This is a genomic window from Rikenella sp., from assembly GCF_056799795.1.
In genome coordinates this window covers 16,379-33,821 of record NZ_JBQIQO010000007.1, presented here as the reverse complement: position 1 = coordinate 33,821, position 17,443 = coordinate 16,379, and the positions used below count along the sequence as shown (strand labels likewise).

The 17,443-nt window shown below is 59.3% G+C and carries 14 protein-coding genes; 13 read left to right on the top strand and 1 reads right to left on the bottom strand.

Going from position 1 to position 17,443, the window contains the following annotated elements:
* Positions 1–74: 74 nt before the first annotated feature.
* The 6 genes from ACTO3O_RS03120 to ACTO3O_RS03095 all read left to right on the top strand — a co-directional run bounded on the left by ACTO3O_RS03120 (position 75) and on the right by ACTO3O_RS03095 (position 6,987).
* On the top strand, positions 75–1,637 hold the full coding sequence (locus ACTO3O_RS03120; protein WP_297830732.1) for an acyl-CoA carboxylase subunit beta: 1,563 nt from the start codon (positions 75–77) through the stop codon (positions 1,635–1,637).
* A gap of 11 nt (positions 1,638–1,648) precedes the next feature.
* Entirely contained in the window at positions 1,649–2,554 is a 906-nt protein-coding gene (locus tag ACTO3O_RS03115) for an OadG family transporter subunit (protein WP_297830735.1), read from the top strand.
* 372 nt (positions 2,555–2,926) lie between these two features.
* A complete protein-coding gene (locus tag ACTO3O_RS03110) occupies positions 2,927–3,385 on the top strand; it encodes a biotin/lipoyl-containing protein (RefSeq protein WP_294594251.1) in 459 nt (152 codons plus the stop codon).
* Between the two features lie 21 nt (positions 3,386–3,406).
* A complete protein-coding gene (locus ACTO3O_RS03105) occupies positions 3,407–4,567 on the top strand; it encodes a sodium ion-translocating decarboxylase subunit beta (RefSeq protein WP_294594253.1) in 1,161 nt (386 codons plus the stop codon).
* Positions 4,568–4,932: 365 nt separating this feature from the next.
* Positions 4,933–5,667: an LPS export ABC transporter ATP-binding protein gene (lptB, locus tag ACTO3O_RS03100; RefSeq protein WP_294594261.1), complete on the top strand. Its 735-nt coding sequence runs from the start codon at positions 4,933–4,935 to the stop codon at positions 5,665–5,667.
* A 72-nt stretch (positions 5,668–5,739) separates the two neighbouring features.
* Positions 5,740–6,987 carry a redoxin domain-containing protein gene (locus tag ACTO3O_RS03095; protein ID WP_297830737.1) on the top strand — a complete coding sequence of 416 codons (1,248 nt, stop codon included), beginning with the start codon at positions 5,740–5,742 and terminating at the stop codon, positions 6,985–6,987.
* A gap of 5 nt (positions 6,988–6,992) precedes the next feature.
* Here the strand turns inward: ACTO3O_RS03095 and ACTO3O_RS03090 are convergent, their stop codons facing one another.
* A complete protein-coding gene (locus ACTO3O_RS03090; RefSeq protein WP_297624006.1) occupies positions 6,993–7,562 on the bottom strand; it encodes a pentapeptide repeat-containing protein in 570 nt (189 codons plus the stop codon).
* Positions 7,563–7,641: 79 nt separating this feature from the next.
* On the opposite strand from ACTO3O_RS03090, the gene tig reads away from it, so the two are divergent.
* The 7 genes from tig (at position 7,642) to ACTO3O_RS03055 (ending at position 17,379) form a co-directional block, all read left to right on the top strand.
* The gene (gene tig, locus ACTO3O_RS03085; RefSeq protein WP_294594259.1) at positions 7,642–8,964 is read left to right on the top strand and encodes a trigger factor; all 1,323 of its coding nucleotides are present in this window, start codon (positions 7,642–7,644) and stop codon (positions 8,962–8,964) included.
* A gap of 1,210 nt (positions 8,965–10,174) precedes the next feature.
* Positions 10,175–10,855 carry an ATP-dependent Clp protease proteolytic subunit gene (locus tag ACTO3O_RS03080; protein WP_294594856.1) on the top strand — a complete coding sequence of 227 codons (681 nt, stop codon included), beginning with the start codon at positions 10,175–10,177 and terminating at the stop codon, positions 10,853–10,855.
* Between the two features lie 33 nt (positions 10,856–10,888).
* The gene (gene clpX / locus ACTO3O_RS03075) at positions 10,889–12,142 is read left to right on the top strand and encodes an ATP-dependent Clp protease ATP-binding subunit ClpX (protein ID WP_297626926.1); all 1,254 of its coding nucleotides are present in this window, start codon (positions 10,889–10,891) and stop codon (positions 12,140–12,142) included.
* Positions 12,143–12,494: 352 nt separating this feature from the next.
* Positions 12,495–13,856, top strand: coding sequence for an adenylosuccinate lyase (purB, locus tag ACTO3O_RS03070; RefSeq protein WP_297832164.1), 1,362 nt, complete (start codon positions 12,495–12,497; stop codon positions 13,854–13,856).
* 36 nt (positions 13,857–13,892) lie between these two features.
* Positions 13,893–14,057 carry a rubredoxin gene (locus tag ACTO3O_RS03065; protein ID WP_294593503.1) on the top strand — a complete coding sequence of 55 codons (165 nt, stop codon included), beginning with the start codon at positions 13,893–13,895 and terminating at the stop codon, positions 14,055–14,057.
* A gap of 205 nt (positions 14,058–14,262) precedes the next feature.
* A complete protein-coding gene (locus ACTO3O_RS03060) occupies positions 14,263–14,661 on the top strand; it encodes a DUF4834 family protein (RefSeq protein WP_297832167.1) in 399 nt (132 codons plus the stop codon).
* A 63-nt stretch (positions 14,662–14,724) separates the two neighbouring features.
* A complete protein-coding gene (locus tag ACTO3O_RS03055) occupies positions 14,725–17,379 on the top strand; it encodes a carboxylesterase family protein (RefSeq protein WP_297832170.1) in 2,655 nt (884 codons plus the stop codon).
* Positions 17,380–17,443 lie beyond the last annotated feature (64 nt).

Here is a 17,443-nt window from a genome sequence, read left to right as displayed (position 1 = left end):
ACGCGAAGCCAAAAAGAACAGTACCCTCCAACCCAATGAACGGGCAGTAAATTAAGTAAGTTACAGGATATAAAATGAGTGTTAATCAGGAAAAGATAAAAGAGCTCGTAGCCAAGCGCGAGCAAGCCAAGCTCGGCGGCGGTCAGAAACGGATCGACTCCCAGCACGCCAAAGGGAAACTCACCGCTCGGGAGCGGATCGACCTGTTGCTCGACGAAGGGAGCTTCGAAGAGTTTGACATGTTCGTGACCCATCGGTGCACCAACTTCGGGATTGACAAAGAGTCTTATTACGGGGACGGCGTCGTGACCGGATACGGGACGATCGACGGGCGGCTGGTCTATGTTTTCAGCCAGGACTTTACCGTATTTGGCGGATCCTTGTCCGAGACCTTTGCCGCCAAGATCTGCAAAGTGATGGACATGGCCATGAAGAACGGCGCCCCGGTCATCGGGCTCAACGACTCCGGCGGCGCCCGGATTCAGGAAGCCGTCAATGCCTTGAGCGGCTATACCGAGATTTTCCAGCGGAACATCATGGCCTCCGGCGTGATCCCGCAGATTTCCGCCATCATGGGGCCGTGCGCCGGCGGAGCGGTTTATTCGCCCGCATTGACCGACTTCATATTGATGAACAAAGGCACCAGCTACATGTTCGTCACCGGGCCGAAAGTCGTGAAGACCGTCACCGGCGAAGAGGTGACCCAGGAGCAGCTCGGCGGCGCTTCGATGCACTCCACTAAGTCGGGTGTGGCACATTTCGTCAGCGAGACCGAAGAGGAAGCAGTCGCCATTATCCGGAAGCTCCTCAGCTACCTGCCCCAGAATAATCTGGAAGACGCCCCGCTGGCCGTTTGCACCGACGACATCGACCGCGTCGAAGACGCCTTGAACGAGATCGTGCCCGATAATCCGAACAAACCGTACGACGTGCTCGACGTGATCCACGCCATTGTCGACAACGGCGAATTCTTGGAATCCCAGCGGACTTTCGCTCCGAATATCGTGACCGGGTTTGCGCGGTTTAACGGCCAGAGCGTCGGAATTATCGCCAACCAGCCGAAATACTATGCCGGGGTGCTCGATATTAATGCCTCTCGGAAAGCGGCGCGGTTTGTCCGGTTTTGCGATGCCTTCAACATTCCGATCGTGACGCTGGTCGACGTGCCGGGCTTCCTTCCGGGGACGGCGCAGGAGTACGGCGGGATCATTACCCACGGGGCAAAGCTGCTGTTTGCTTATGGGGAAGCGACGGTGCCGAAAGTGACGGTTATTTTGCGGAAGGCATACGGCGGGGCTTATTGCGTGATGAGCTCCAAACACTTGCGGGGCGACCTGAACTACGCATGGCCCACCGCCGAGATCGCCGTGATGGGAGCCCAGGGCGCTGTCGAGGTTTTGATGGCCAAGGAGGCCAAAGGGATCGAAGACGACGCGAAACGGGCCGAATTCCTCGCCGAAAAAGAAGAGGAATATCGGCAGAAGTTCGCCAATCCGTATGTGGCGGCCAAGTACGGCTATATCGACGACGTGATCGAACCGCGGAACACCCGCTTCCGGATTATCCGGGCCTTGCAGTCGCTCGTGACCAAAAAAGTCGTCAACCCGCCGAAGAAACACTCCAACATTCCGTTGTAAGCCTGCGTGTTATGATGAAGAGACTCTTATTTTTGCTCGGCATCGCCCTCCTTTGTGCCGAGGGGTATGCGCAGGGGCTGAAGGACATACGGATCAACGAAGTGTTGGTCGACAACCGGAACAGCTACATCGACGACCACGGGAACCATGTGGGGTGGGTGGAGCTGCACAATACGGGCTATTCGAACGTGAACATCGGCGGCGCCTACCTGACGGTACGTCGGGGGGATGCCGCTCGGACGTATCGTATTCCGAAGAACGACGCCCGGACGCTGATTCCGCCGCAGGGGTATGTGATCTTCTTTGCGGACAGTTCGTCGAACCGCGGGACGTTCCACACCAATTTCGTGCTTGACGAGACGGGCTATCTGGCCTTTCTGGACCAGGGGCGGAACGTGGTGGACTCCATCGTTTACGACGTGGCGGCGCAGTCGCCGGACGTCTCGATCGGCTGGACGGACGATCCGGAGACCGGCGAAGAGCGTTTCGGCCAGCTGACCGGGATTACTCCGTTGCAGGCCAACGAAATCGAGGAGCGCATGCCGGCTTCCGAGAAGTTCTTCCTGCGCGACCCTTCGGGCGCGGTGATGGCCATCACGGCTATGTCGGTGGTCTTCTCGGCGCTTGTCCTGCTCTACCTGATTTTCAAAAACGTCGGGCGCGGGATGACGCGGATGATGCGGGCCAAGGAACAGAAAGCGGTAGCGGCCATGCCGGAAGAGGTGCGGCCGACGATCGATCCGTCGGGACAGCTCCTGGGCGAGGAGATCGCGGCGATCGCGATCGCGCTGCGCAGGTATGAGGAGGATTTGCACGACATCGAGTCGCATGTCCTGACCATCAATCGGGTGGCTCGGGCCTACTCGCCGTGGAGCTCCAAGATTTACGGTCTGAACAACCAACCTCTGCGGAAGTAACCCTGCTCCATTTTTAACCGTTCTTTTATTTGTGTCTACCCGCATGGAACTGCCGCTTTCTTGTAAGAAAGCGGCGCAAAGAACTTTCGTGATAGCTACGCTACTCCTTAGGCTCCGCAGTCCTCATTCTTCGTGAGTCTGTCGGGCTGGGTTTTCTCGGCGAGCGCGCTTAGGGTATTATGCCCATTATTTAGCGCGCTACGCCGGAAAACCACAGCCCAACGAACCAACCGAGAGTTGGGCCGCCGGCAGTTTTAGGATGCGAAGCATCCTTGGAGGTTTTTCTGGTTCTCTTTGTTCACAAAGAGAACAGTACCCTCCCGGGCAAGTACAGATAAAACGACGGATTTAGAAAACAGAAATAAAGAAGCGATGAAAGAGTATAAGATCAAGATCAACGGCAACGAATACGCCGTATCGATATCCAACGTCGAAGACAACACCGCGTTGGTGAACGTCAATGGCACCCAGTACGAAGTGGAAGTCGAAGGGATGAACGCCCCGAAAGTCGCCAAGACCCCCCGGATCGTCCAGCAGCCCGTGGCAGCTTCGGCTCAGGGCGATGCGCATCCCGCCACCGCCCGGACATCGAGTCCGGCCGCTACCGCCTCGGCATCCGCCGGAAACATCAAGTCCCCGCTGCCGGGCGTCGTGCTCGACGTGATGGTACAGGTCGGGGATGCCGTGAAGACCGGCCAGAAACTGATGATTCTCGAAGCCATGAAGATGGAGAACAACATCGACTCCGACCGCGACGGCACCGTCAAAGAGATCCGGGCCCGTAAGGGAGACTCCGTGCTCGAAGGCGACGTATTAATCACCATCGGATAACCCGCCAGCGCTACAGACACTATGGAGAACTACAGCTTTTGGGCCTTTATCGGCGAGAACATCCACCAGTTTCTCACCTACACCGGCTTTGCGAACGTGACCTGGGGGCATCTGATCATGATCGCCTTCGGTCTGGCTTTCATCTATCTGGCCATCGCCAAGAAGTTCGAACCCATGCTGCTGCTGCCCATCGGGTTCGGGATACTGGTCGGCAACATTCCGTTCGTGCCGGGGCTCCAGATCGGCGTGTACGAAGACGGATCGGTGTTGAACTACCTCTATTTCGGCGTTTTGAAAGGAGTCTATCCGCCCTTGATTTTCCTCGGGATCGGAGCCATGACCGACTTTTCGGCCTTGATATCCAACCCGAAACTCATGCTCATCGGAGCTGCGGCGCAGCTCGGGATTTTCGGCGCCTATATCGCGTCGTTGGCCTTGGGCTTTAGCGCAGCCGAAGCCGGAGCTATCGGGATTATCGGCGGGGCAGACGGGCCGACCGCTATCTTCCTCAGCTCGAAACTCGCGCCGGACTTGATGGGGGCTATCGCTATTGCTGCCTATTCGTATATGGCCTTGGTGCCGGTCATCCAGCCGCCGATCATGAAACTCCTCACCACGAAGAAAGAGCGGCTCATTCGGATGAAACCGCCGCGCCAGGTGCCGCAGCGCGAGAAAATTCTGTTCCCGATTATCGGAATGCTCCTGACCTGTTTTCTCGTACCTTCGGGGCTGCCGCTGCTCGGGATGCTCTTCTTCGGCAACCTGCTGAAAGAGAGCGGGGTGACTAAGCGTTTGGCGACGACGGCGAGCGGGCCGCTGATCGACATCGTCACCATCCTGATCGGTCTGACCGTCGGAGCTTCGACGCAGGCTACGACTTTCCTGACGTGGAAGTCGCTGGGCATCTTCGGACTCGGGGCTGCTTCGTTCGTCGTGGCGACGTTCGGCGGGGTCTTGTTCGTGAAGTTCTTCAACCTCTTCCTCAAGGAGGGCAACAAGATCAATCCGCTGATCGGGAATGCCGGGGTTTCGGCAGTGCCGGACTCGGCGCGGGTGTCGCAGGAGGTGGGGCTGCACTACGACAAGACGAACTACCTGCTGATGCACGCCATGGGGCCGAATGTGGCGGGGGTGATCGGTTCGGCGGTCGCTGCGGGTATCCTGCTCGGCTTCTTGTCTTAATCGATTCTGTTTGTAGGTTGGCTGGAACTGCCGCTTTCTTGTAAGAAAGCGGCGCAAAGAACTTTCGTGATAGCTACGCTACTCCTTAGGCTCCGCAGTCCTCAGTCTTCGTGAATCTGTCGGGCTGGGTTTTCTCGGCGAGCGCGCTAATAACGGGCAAATAACCCAAGCGCGCTGCGCCGGAAAACCACAGCCCAACGAACCAACCGAGATTTGGGCCGCCGGCAGCTTGAGGATGCGAAGCATCCGTCTAAAGTTTTTCTGGTTCTCTTTGTTCACAAAGAGAACAGTACCCTCCACCCCGCAACCAGTAACAATTACAGTATATGGAAAATCCGATGGAGATCGGCGTCGCCGGCGAGAAGATGCGCCTGTGGACCCAAGACCTCGTCAAGAAATACAAATCGCGCACCGTCGTGAACCGCGTTTCGATCGACGTCGAGCAAGGCGAGATCGTCGGTCTGCTCGGCCCCAACGGCGCCGGGAAGACCACCACCTTCTATATGACCGTCGGGCTGATCAAGCCCAACGACGGCAAGATTTTTCTCAACGACCTCGAGATCACCAAAGAGCCCGTTTATCGGCGGGCACAGCTGGGCGTAGGGTACCTGGCACAGGAGGCATCGGTCTTTCGGCGGCTTTCCGTCGAAGATAACATCAAAGCCGTGCTCCAGATGACCGACTACTCCAAAGAGTACCAGCGCGAGCGGATCGAATACCTCATCAAGGAATTCTCCTTGCAGAAAGTGCGCAAGAGCCTCGGCCAGCAGCTCTCCGGCGGCGAGCGGCGGCGGACCGAGATTGCGCGCGCCGTGGCCATCAATCCCAAGTTTATCCTGCTCGACGAGCCGTTCGCAGGCGTCGACCCCATTGCCGTGGCCGAGATCCAGTCCATCGTCGCATCGCTCAAGGAGAAGAACATCGGCGTCATCATTACCGACCACAACGTCCATGAGACCTTGTCCATCACCGACCGCACCTATATATTGGTGGAAGGGAAAGTGATCCGCACCGGAACCGCCGAGGAGCTCGCAGCGGACGAATTCGTGCGGCGCGTTTACCTCGGGCCCGACTTCGAATTGCGGAAAGTGCGAAAATAATTATCTGTCGGGCGAACATCGTAACGGATTTTTTAGTTACTTCGGAGTATAAACCTCAAACAAAACAGGCTTATGCTCCGAACTCTTTTTATCGGCCTGCTCGCCGCCGCGTGCGGCACAGCCGCTGCGGCCGGCCCGCAGAAATTCACGGTCGACGGCCGGATCGACGGCCTGCAACCCGGCGACACCATCCGCTTCGAGACCATTCAGCTGCCCCGGTGGCAGTACCTCCCCGGCTTCGATGTTGTCGTGAAGAAGCCCGGTCGCTTCAGCTATAAAGGCACCTTGGAGCACGACCAGTACTACATGATGACCTACCACCCGAAGACCGGGAAAATCAGAAAGAACGGTCGGGCCGGTAAGCCCGTAATCATCACCCCCGGCGACCGGATCACCGTCGCCGGAACCGCCGACGAGATCTACTACAGCGCCTGGGGCGGAGGCGTTTACAGCGACCCCGAGCTGGCCGAAGTGCTGCGCGTCGAAGACTCGCTGGGGCAGGTGCGCGGCAGCTACCTCCGGCGGTACGAAGAGCTCATGGAGCAGAAAGATACCCTCGCCGCTCGGGAGTGTGGCAAGAAATTCAACCTCTTTTATGACGACAATCGCGCCGCTGTCGACCGCGTGCGGACATTGAACCGCAACTATCGGAAAAACCATCCCGACGGGACACTCTACCTGCTCGTCGAAGAGATTCCGGGACTCAGCTACACCCCGGTAGACAAGGCCCGCGCCACCTTCGACACCTACTCCGAAGCGCTCCGCGAGAGCTATTTCGGGCAGCTCTATGCCCGCTACATGGAAGCCATGGCCCGACTGGCCGTCGGACAGCCGGGGCCCGACTTCACCGTCACCACCGTCGACGGACGCACCCTCACCAAAGCCGATTTCCGCGGGAAATACCTCCTGATGTACCACTGGGGGATGTGCCCCGGTTCGATCGCCATCGACCGCTACGTGCGGGAACTCTACGACGAATACCATGCGCAGGGCTTCGAAGTGATGGGGCTCACCCAGTCGATCGACGTTATTCGGAAAGTGTACGAATCCCTGCCCGCAGACCGTCCCACCCCGGCGAGCGGCACCGACGATATCCGTCCGGTATTGGCCCGGATGGTCGAACACCCCTGGATCGAAGTCGAGTTGGAGACCGATCATCCCGAAAACCAGGCCTTGACCGAAGTCTATGTCATTCAGGGCTTGCCCTTCTTCGTCCTCCTCGGGCCCGACGGGAAGATACTGGCCCGCGAATTCCACCAAGCCTTTCGGGATGCCGTCCGCATACTGAACCGCGAGCTCGGCGGCGGAAAAGACGAGTAGCCGGCCTATTCGATCGACAATCCATACGACGCGAGCAGCCCCTCGAGGCCATCGCGCGAGAATCTGGCACCCCGCATTCGATTGATTGCGGGGTCTATCGTATATTGGAACGCCGTTCGGAAATCCGCCTTCTCCAGTTTGCACCCGTCGAACAGCGTCCGTTCCAGATCGCATCCCGAAAAATCCGCCTGCGTCAGGTCGCACTCCGAGAAAAAGCACTCCTTCGCCGCCCCCTCCGTGAACGCCGTTTTCGGCATCTTCAGGCCGTGGAACGAACAGAAACTGAGGTGACACTTCCGAAACGCCACCGAAAAGCCGAACTTGCGGCACCGGCCGAAATCGACGCCCCGCACCTCGCACTCCTCGAACACCGCCTCCCGCATGCCGGTCTCCTCGAACTCCGCCATCCCGAACCGGCACTTTTCGAACCGACACTCCGTAAAGTCGAAATCCGAGAAGCAGGCCTCCGTGAAGTCGCACTCCCGGAAAATGCACCCCTCGAACTCCCGCCCCGGCAGAGCCTCCGCCCCGCAGATTTTGTGTAATACCTTGTCGTAAATCATAGCCGTCGGCACCAAAAATAGCGGATTTTCGCAAAATTCCTTACCTTTGCCTCTCCTTATTCATGCACAATACAAAACCGGATATTCTCCTATGAACGTAGCCAGAGAAAACCTCGAAAACCAGACCGCCCTGCTTCGCGTGACCGTCGGCGAAGCCGATTACAAGGAACAGGTGGATAAGCAGCTCAAAGAGTACAAACGCAAGGCCAACGTGCCGGGCTTCCGTCCCGGGATGGTGCCCATGGGGGTCATCAACAAGATGTATCGCAAAGGGGTGCTGGCCGATGTCGCCTATCGGAAAGCCACCGACGCAGCGTTCGAATATATCAAGGAAAACGACATCGAAACCGTCGGCGACCTGATGCCGTCCGAGACGAAACAGGGAGACCTGGATTTCGAAAACGGCACCGACTTCGAGTTCGTCTATGAGATCGGCCTCGCCCCCGAGATCGACCTCGCGCTGACCAAGAAAAACAGCGTGACCAAATACGTCATTGAGCCGAACGACGACATGCGGAAAGGTTTCCGGAGCAACTACATGCGGCGTTTCGGGAAACTCGTGGACGTAGACGTCGTGGCCGACGAAGAGGCCCTGACCGGGACGCTGACCCAGGGGGACGATGTCAAAATCGAGGACGCGTACGTCGGGCTGATCAGTATGGACGAAAAAGCCCGGAAACCGTTTATCGGGAAGAAAGTCGGGGACGCTGTCGAAGTGGATGTCAACGAAATTTATAAGACACCGTCGCAGCGGGCATCGATTCTCGGCGTGAAAGAGGCCGAGCTGGAGGGGATGAACCCGAAATATACCTTCACCATCACCCAGATTCGGAAATTTGCCGAACCGGAGATGAACGAAGAGTTCTTCAAACTCGCTTTCCCGGCCGGAGATGTGACCACTCCGGAACAGTTCGACGCCCGGATCGACGAACAGGTGCGCGGCGAGCTGGCCAAGGAGACCGAGTACAAGTTTACGACCGACCTGCGGAAATACCTGCTGGAAAAGACCAAGCTCGCATTGCCGGAGGCGTTCCTCAAGGATTGGCTCTACCGGGTGAACGAAGGCAAATTCTCGATGGAAGAGATCGAAAAGGATTTTCCGCAGTTCCTCGACATGATCCGTTGGGACATGATCCGTCGGAAAGTGATGAAAGACAACAACCTCGAAGTGACTCAGGAGGATGTCAAGGCCGGGGCTCGGGATGTGGCGATGATGCAGTTCCAGTACTACGGGATGCACACCGTGGCGGACGATATGCTCGAGAACTTCGTCGGCTCGATCCTCGGGAACAAGGAAGAGGTGCGTAAGATTTACGACACCGTAGCGGAGCGGAAAGCCGTCGCTGCGATTGCCGACCAGATCAAAGTGAACGAAAAGACCGTTACGCCGGAGGAGTTCCAGAAGCTGGCGTAGTGCCGCGAGCTCGTTTGTCGCGAGTCTTTTAGTGACGATAGCGCTTTTTCCTTCGCCTTTTCGACCTTGGGTCGAAACGGCGACGTTTTTTGCGTCCGCTGGGTTCGCCTTTTTAAAGCGGTGCGCGGACGAAGGATTGGGCCGAGGCTGGTAGTTGAAATGCGCCAGCATTTCCCGTCCACGGGACGTGGGGCCCGCGCGGCCCGAGCGCAGTACCCTCCTGTAGCTAAAGACGCGCGCCGCCGCCTTAAGAGGGAAATCGTCAAAATGCGCTTGCGCGTTTTGACAGGATTTCCCCCGGCGCGCGAACAAAGAACTGCGCGTGAAATCCGTCGCCCGCTCGCTTAAAGAGGGATTTCGCTCGTTTTGCGGTGAGCAAAATCGAGATGAAATCCCAGCGGGCGACGGCAAACGCGGCGGAGCGACAGCGGAGCCGCAGTGAGGCCGACACGGGGCGGAGAACTGGGTTGTGCTCTTGGCCATATTTTGGGCCGAGAGCGAGGAGCGCGGTTCTTTGAACCGCCGGCTCTGTCGCCCAGCGGCGAAGCCGCTCGGGGGGATGGGCGACAGGCCGAATCCGACAGACCGGGTGATAAATGGACTGAGTTTCTGCGACCCTTTAGGTCGCGCGGGCCGGAGCCACCCCCGGCGTAGGGCCGCCACTTCGCGATGCTCGTTTGGCCCCCGCTGGCTCCGGCCCACTTTGGGCTGAGACTGCCCATTGCCCACCACGGGCCCGCGGCGTTTCTTCCGCGCGGCACCGCAACTGACGACCGGTGGCACGGTCGTTCGAGTTGCTGGGGCCGAGGTCCTGCGAGTTGAACCACAAGAACTGCCCGTAGACACCACTGACCGCAGGCGACCAGCTATAGCCGTAGTCGCCGACGCCGCCCGATGCGCCGGTGGCATAATAGCGATTGCCCGGGGCGGGGTACCAGGCGAGCGGGGTTCCCGCGCCAGAGGTGCTTACCTTGTAGAGACGCCCGTTGGTGGCTTTGAAATCTCCAGCACCAAAGGATTCCCCGACAACCCCATCCGAGTAGTAGGGGAATGTCCCGTTCAAAGGCACATCCGCATCCCGCGTAAAGTCAGACCCGATTGCAGACCCGATTGCGTCGCGGCCAGACGAATAGTCGGAATCGTTCTCCCCTCCATATGTATCATGTTTCGCAAAAAAATGCTATTTTTACCCTTTCTCAACACCCATCGAATGGACTACAAAAAAGAATTCGAACGATACGCAAGACTCGGCCGCGGCATCTCGTCGCTCGCCATGCACCGCTACGACCGGCTCACAGCCGAATATATCTCGCCCACCATCATCGAAGAACGACAACTCAACGTCGCCACCATGGACGTCTTCTCGCGCCTGATGATGGATCGCATTATCTTTCTCGGCGTGCCGATCTACGACGATGCCGCCAATATCATCCAGGCCCAGATGCTCTTTTTGGAGTCGAACGACCCGAAAAGCGACATCCAGATCTACCTCAACACCCCCGGCGGCTCGGTGTCGGCCGGGCTGGGAATTTACGACACCATGCAGATCATCTCGCCCGATGTGGCGACCACCTGTACCGGTATGGCCGCTTCGATGGGCGCCATTCTGCTGACCGCCGGAACCAAAGGAAAACGATCCGCCTTGCAGCACTCGCGGATCATGATCCATCAGCCCCTGGGCGGCGTCGAAGGGCAGGCCAGCGACATCGAAATCACCGCTCGGCAGATCCTCAAGACCAAAGAAGAGCTCTACCACATACTGGCCGAGCACAGCGGCGTAACCGCCGAAAAGATCGAACAGGACGCCGACCGCGACTTCTGGATGACCTCGGCCGAAGCCGCCGAGTACGGGCTGATCGACGGCGTGCTGACCAAACGGGAAGGGCTGTAATCGCCTCCCTCTTACCGATTTTATTCGAGACCTATGGCAGAAAATAATAACAAACAGGAACACTGTTCGTTCTGCGGCGCTCCGGCGGCGCAGGTCGGGATGATTATCCACGGACAGGAGGCGATGATCTGCAACAACTGTGCGGAACGCGCCTGGGAGATGGTGCGCGAGGAGATGGAGAGCCGCGTGCGGAACGAAGCCGCCTCCACGATCGGCGAGGCCATGGCCTTGTACACCCCCCAGTCCATCAAAGAGTTTCTCGACCGCTATGTGATCGGGCAGGAACGAGCCAAGAAATACATCTCGGTGGCCGTTTATAACCACTACAAACGGCTGATGCACAGTTTGACCGATCCGCAGGATACGGAAGATTCGGATATCGAGCTCGACAAATCCAACATCCTGCTGGTGGGCGAGACCGGGACAGGGAAGACTTTGATTGCGCGGACGATTGCGCGGCTCTTGAATGTGCCGTTCGCCATCGTGGACGCCACGGCGCTGACCGAGGCGGGATATGTGGGCGAGGATGTCGAGAGCATTCTCTCGCGGCTGTTGCAGGCGGCGGACTACGACGTCGCCGCGGCGGAACGCGGGATCGTCTTTATCGACGAAATCGACAAGATCGCCCGCAAGAGCGACAACCCCTCCATCACGCGCGACGTCTCGGGCGAAGGGGTGCAGCAGGCCCTGCTCAAGATACTGGAGGGGACGGTGGTCAATGTGCCGCCGCAGGGGGGACGGAAACACCCCGATCAGAAATATATCCAGGTCAATACCCGGAACATCCTTTTTGTGGCGGGCGGCGCGTTCGACGGGGTGCAGAAGAAGATCGCCCAGCGGCTGAACACGCGCGTTGTCGGATACGGCCAGCAGCAGAAAATCGCCGAGGTGGATCGCGAAAATCTGCTGCAGTACATCACGCCGAAAGACTTGCGGAGCTTCGGGCTGATTCCGGAACTGATCGGGCGTCTGCCGGTGCTGACCTATCTGGAGCCGCTGGGACGCGAGGCGTTAAGGCGGATTCTGACGGAACCGAAAAACGCCATCGTCAAACAGTATGTTCGGTTGTTCGAGCTGGACGGGGTCAAACTCTCGTTCGATCCGGAGGTGCTGGACTACATCGTGGACAAGGCGATCGAATACAAACTGGGAGCCCGGGGGCTGCGCTCGATCTGCGAGGCGATCATGATGGATGCGATGTTCGAGGTGCCGGCGTCGAAACGGAAAACGTTCCGCGTGAAACTGGACTATGCACGAGCAAGGGTCGAAGCCATGCAAGTCGCTTAAAACAAGTATTCATTCGTTCGATTGTCGTTCCTTGTCCCGCCTCGAACTGTTCTTTTTGTGAACAAAAAGAACCAAAAAAACTTTAGAGCGCATCCCTACGGGATGCTCTGGCCGTGTCTGCCCGGTTAGGTTGGGCTGGATTTTCCGGTGTGGCGCGCTATGATGTGGCAAAATATCTTTAAGCGCGCCCACCGAGAAAATCTCAGCCCAACGAAACAAGGCGGAGATAACCCGTGGTCGGCCCATCGGGACGACCTCTGCAAAAGTTCTTTGGGTACCTTTCTTTCAAGAAAGGTACGGTTCCAGCAGGCACAAAGACCCGATAAAACGAACAAATAAAAACAAGATATTAATGGAATTGAATTGTTTGACCGCCATATCACCCGTAGACGGTCGTTACCGCGGGAAAGTCGAAGCACTGGGTCGTTATTTTTCCGAATACGCCCTGATCCGCTATCGCGTGCAAGTCGAGATCGAATATTTTATCGCCCTGTGCGAGTTGCCCCTGGCCCAGCTCGCCGGGTTCGACAAAGGGCAGTACGGAGCCCTGCGGCGGATTTACGAAGACTTCAGCCCGAGCGACGCCCAGCGCGTGAAAGAGATCGAGCAGACCACCAACCACGACGTGAAAGCCGTCGAATACTTCATCAAAGAGAAGATGGACGCCCTGGGACTCGGTGACGAGCGGGAATTTGTGCACTTCGGCCTGACCTCTCAGGACATCAACAATACCGCTACCCCGTACAGCTTAAAGGCAGCAATGAGCGATGTCTATTATCCCGCCTTGGGCGAACTCATCGGCAAACTCTCGACCCTGGCAGACGAGTGGAGCGACGTGCCGCTGCTGGCCCACACCCATGGGCAGCCCGCCTCGCCGACCGTGCTGGGGAAAGAGATCCGCGTCTTCGTCGAACGGCTCGAAAAGCAGCGCGACATGCTCCAGACCGTGCCCTATCCCGCCAAGTTCGGAGGCGCCACCGGGAACTTCAACGCCCACTCCGTCGCCTATCCCGAAGTCGATTGGGTATCCTTCGCCAACCGCTTCGTGAACGGGACACTGGGGCTCGACCGGTCGCAGTACACCACCCAGATCGAACACTACGACAACCTCGCCGCCATTTTCGACGGCCTGAAACGCATCAACACCATCCTGATCGACCTCGCGCGCGACATGTGGACCTACATCTCGATGGAGTACTTCAAACAGCGCATCAAGGCAGGCGAAGTAGGCTCCTCGGCCATGCCCCACAAGGTCAACCCCATCGATTTCGAGAACGCCGAAGGAAATTTAGGCCTCGCGAACGCCCTTTTCGAACATTTGGCAGCAAAATTGCCGGTATCCAGATTGCAGCGCGACTTGACCGACTCCACCGTGCTGCGGAACATCGGCGTGCCCGTGGCCCATACCCTGATCGCCGTGGCCTCGCTGGTCAAAGGGCTCGGCAAGCTGATCATCAACCGCGACGCCATCGACCGCGACCTGGAAGCCAACTGGGCCGTGGTGGCCGAAGGGATCCAGACCATCCTGCGGCGCGAGAAATACCCCAATCCGTATGAAGCCTTGAAAGCGCTCACACGGACGAACAAAGGGATCACCCAGGCCGATATAACGGCCTTTATCGACGGACTCGACGTGACAGAGACCGTGAAAAACGAACTGCGGGCTTTGACCCCCCACACCTATATCGGGATTTTTGCCCGAACCAAAGCGTAGACCATTTATTTTATTCACATTTAAATCTTTACAACTATGGACAGCTACAAATGCGACGTATGCGAATGGGTTTACAACCCCGAAGAAGGCTACCCTGAAGGCGGGATCGCACCCGGCACCCCGTTCGAAGAGCTTCCCGACGATTTCGAATGCCCGATTTGCGGCGTAGGGAAAGATATGTTCAGCAAAGTCGAGAAGTAGCGCTCGACAGACCCGGTCGTCGGCCTTGCGTCCCTCGACCTCTCGGAACGACAGCGACAAAGGGAGGCCGGATCGGGCTTCCCTTTCCCGTTTTTTACGGCCCGGCCCGAGGGGCCCCTTTTTCGCCCCCTGAAGTTTCGGGCCGAATGCTAAAATTCAGGCCGGAACGTTATATCTTTGTATATCCACCAACACGGAACACCCCATGGAAACCTTCCTGACCGTCATACTCTTCATTTTTGTGGGCTTTTGGCTGCTCGGCCTGTTCGGGCGGTGGACGCTTCGGTGGTGGCTCGCCCGGAAACAGCGCGAATTCCAGCAGCAGTTCGGAGGCGCCGACACCGCAGGCGGCACAGGGCGGAACTCCGGTTCGAAAGGCTCCTTCCGCGGCTTTTACGCCAACTTCGGCAACCCCTCCGCCCGCCAGCGCCGGCGCAGGAAAGAGGGAGAGGTGACCGTCACCCGAACCGCCATGCGGAGCGAGCGACAGGTCGCCAAGAGCGTCGGCGAATACGTCGAATACGAAGAGGTCGAGAGCACCGTCTCGACCACCACCGTCGTCACCGACCGGCAGCCCGAACCCACGGACGGATCGGCGAACTGATCCCCCGCCCTGCCACGAGCCACGCACTCCTCCGAGGATTTTTCATCAACAACCAAACCGCATATGACCCATCTTCCTACCCGTTCCGGCCGACGCTGGGCCCTTTTGAGCCTCATCGCGCTGGGGACGTGGCAGACCGCGGCCGCACAGAAACAAGCGGCTGCCGACGGCAACATCGTTGCCATCTTCGGACAACAGAAAATCGAAACCACCGACGAAGGCGAAGTCTTCCACCGTTTTCGCGACGGCCTGCTGCTGCCCGGCGGCGTGGGCGGCGGCACCCTCTACAACGGACAGGACATGATCGCCTGGCTCTACGCCACCGACCGTTTCCGCACCCCCGGGGCCGGCGACAGCATCGGATACGTCTATCCGACCCAGAGAGAGGCCGTCATGGCCTATCAGTCCAACGTCGAGCGCAAGACAGCGGCGAATCGGCACTCCATGGCCAATCGGCTTCCGGCATGGGTCTGGAGTCCGATCGCGGCCGACTCCACCGGCCGCTTCCGCAGCCCGCAGATGCGTTCGGCCTACCTCTATACCGCTTACGACAGCCCCGACAGCCGGATCGCCCTGCTGGAGACCACCGGCGGCACGCGGACATACATCAACGGCGAACCGCACGAAGGGGATCACTACGACTTCGGTTATACCCTCACCCCGATTCGGCTGCGCGAGGGGCTCAATGAGTTTATTTATACCCCCGGCCGGTTCGGGCGCGTCGAGTCGAAACTCGTCGTGCCGAAGAAACCGGTGATGTTCACCCGGCGCGACATGACCCTGCCCGACCTGATCGAGGGAGAGAACGAGCCGAAGTGGGCCGCCGTGCGGGTCGTGAACGCCACCGAGAAGGCATTGCAGAAGCTCTCGATCCGGGCCACCTTGTTTGCGCCGGACGGCGAACAGCTGGGCCAGCCGTTGGAGTACCGCACCGACGACGTGATGCCGCTGGCGGTGCGGAAGCTGAAATTCCGCCTGCCGGCCACCGGGAAACCCTTGCGGAACGGGCCCGTCGACGCCCGGCTGGAGCTCTTGCGCGACGGCGAACAGGTCGATACGATGACCATCGCCCTGCGGCAAGTCTCGCCGACCATCCATCACGAGCGCACCTTCGTCAGCCGCATCGACGGCAGCGTGCAATATTACAGCGTGGCTCCCGCCCTGCGCGCCGATCCGGGAGATACCGCGGCGCGGGCCTTCGTGCTGACCGTGCACGGCGCTTCGGTCGAGGCGCGCAACCAGGCGCGGGCCTACAAACAGAAAGAGTGGGCCAACATCGTCGCACCGACCAACCGGCGCCCCTTCGGCTTCAACTGGGAAGAGTGGGGGCGGATCGACGCCCTGGAGGTGCTCGCAGAGGCCCGGCGCATCTTTAAGACCGACCCCTCGCGCATCTACCTGACCGGCCACTCGATGGGCGGCCACGGGACGTGGTACCTCGGGACGACCTATCCTTCCCTCTTTGCCGCCATTGCGCCGTGCGCAGGCTATCCCGACATCGCCGGTTACGGCAGCGGGCGCGGCGATGCGGCCCACCGGCGTTCGCCCCTCTTCGAACCTTTCGAACGGGCCGCTTCCGCCGGACGGGTGATGGCCCTCTCGCGGAACCTCAAGCAGTCGGGCGTCTACGTCCATCACGGGTCGGCCGACCGCGTCGTGCCGCCGGAACAGGCGCACATCATGCGCGAAGAGCTGGGACGATTCCACACCGACTTCTGCTACCACGAATACCCCGGCGGCGAACACTGGTTCGGCGATGCCAGCGTGGACTGGCCGCCGCTCTTCGACTTCCTGTCGCGGCATACGATTCCGGCCGACAGTCTGGTGGACGAGATCGACTTCTATACCGCCTCGCCGGGCGTCTCGTCGCGCGACTACTGGCTCACCGTCGAACAGCAGGAGAGCCCGTACCGGTTCACCCGCGTGGAGGTGCGGCGCGAGGGAGATACCGCGATTCGGGTCAGTGCGGCCGAGAACGCGGCGCTGCTGACCTTCGACCTCCCGGCGCTCGGGATGAAGACCGAGCGGACGACGCTGGTTTTCGACGCCGACGGCCAGCAGCTCTCGGTGCCGACCTCGCGCCGGGCCGTCGTGGCTTATCGCGAAGGGCAGTGGCGCGTGGCCGACAGCGTCGACCGGCGGCAGAAATATGCCGGTCGGTACGGCGGCTTCAAACAGGCCTTCGATAACCGGATGGTCTTCGTCTACTCTACGGTCGGGACGCCCGAAGAGTGCGCCGGATGGCGTGCCAAAGCGCGGTTCGATGCCGAAACCTTCTACTACCGCGGCAACGGATCGGTGGACGTCATTCCGGACTACGCATACGAGGTGACCAAGTATCCCCACCGGAACGTCATCCTGTACGGGAATTACGACAACAACTACGTCTGGTCGCGGCTGTTGAAAAACTGTCCGATCCAGGTGCGGAACGGCGGCATCTCGATGGGCGGACGGTTGTACAAGGGGGATGATCTGGGAGCCTATTTCGTCTATCCCCATCCGGACTATCCGGACGCCTTGATCGGCGTGGTGACGGCGACGGGCGTGCCGGGGATGCGGGCGACGATGCCCAATAACTACATCTCGGGGATCACCGGATTCCCGGATATGATGGTCTTCCGGGCCGATATGCTGAAAAACGGCCTGGCAGCGGTCGAGACGGCCGGTTTCTTCGACAACGACTGGTCGCTGAACAATAAAGATCTCGTGACGCAATAACCTTTGCGCGGGATGGAACGCATCGCGGGGGGGGGGGGGGGGGGGGGGGGGGGGGGGGGGGGGG

What these genes read in the sequence shown, in the direction of transcription:
- ACTO3O_RS03120 (WP_297830732.1), top strand. Translation starts at nt 75, where the DNA reads ATGAGTGTTAATCAGGAAAAGATAAAAGAGCTCGTAGCCAAGCGCGAG.
- ACTO3O_RS03115 (WP_297830735.1), top strand. Translation starts at nt 1,649, where the DNA reads ATGATGAAGAGACTCTTATTTTTGCTCGGCATCGCCCTCCTTTGTGCC.
- ACTO3O_RS03110 (WP_294594251.1), top strand. Translation starts at nt 2,927, where the DNA reads ATGAAAGAGTATAAGATCAAGATCAACGGCAACGAATACGCCGTATCG.
- ACTO3O_RS03105 (WP_294594253.1), top strand. Translation starts at nt 3,407, where the DNA reads ATGGAGAACTACAGCTTTTGGGCCTTTATCGGCGAGAACATCCACCAG.
- lptB (WP_294594261.1), top strand. Translation starts at nt 4,933, where the DNA reads ATGCGCCTGTGGACCCAAGACCTCGTCAAGAAATACAAATCGCGCACC.
- ACTO3O_RS03095 (WP_297830737.1), top strand. Translation starts at nt 5,740, where the DNA reads ATGCTCCGAACTCTTTTTATCGGCCTGCTCGCCGCCGCGTGCGGCACA.
- tig (WP_294594259.1), top strand. Translation starts at nt 7,642, where the DNA reads ATGAACGTAGCCAGAGAAAACCTCGAAAACCAGACCGCCCTGCTTCGC.
- ACTO3O_RS03080 (WP_294594856.1), top strand. Translation starts at nt 10,175, where the DNA reads ATGGACTACAAAAAAGAATTCGAACGATACGCAAGACTCGGCCGCGGC.
- clpX (WP_297626926.1), top strand. Translation starts at nt 10,889, where the DNA reads ATGGCAGAAAATAATAACAAACAGGAACACTGTTCGTTCTGCGGCGCT.
- purB (WP_297832164.1), top strand. Translation starts at nt 12,495, where the DNA reads ATGGAATTGAATTGTTTGACCGCCATATCACCCGTAGACGGTCGTTAC.
- ACTO3O_RS03065 (WP_294593503.1), top strand. Translation starts at nt 13,893, where the DNA reads ATGGACAGCTACAAATGCGACGTATGCGAATGGGTTTACAACCCCGAA.
- ACTO3O_RS03060 (WP_297832167.1), top strand. Translation starts at nt 14,263, where the DNA reads ATGGAAACCTTCCTGACCGTCATACTCTTCATTTTTGTGGGCTTTTGG.
- ACTO3O_RS03055 (WP_297832170.1), top strand. Translation starts at nt 14,725, where the DNA reads ATGACCCATCTTCCTACCCGTTCCGGCCGACGCTGGGCCCTTTTGAGC.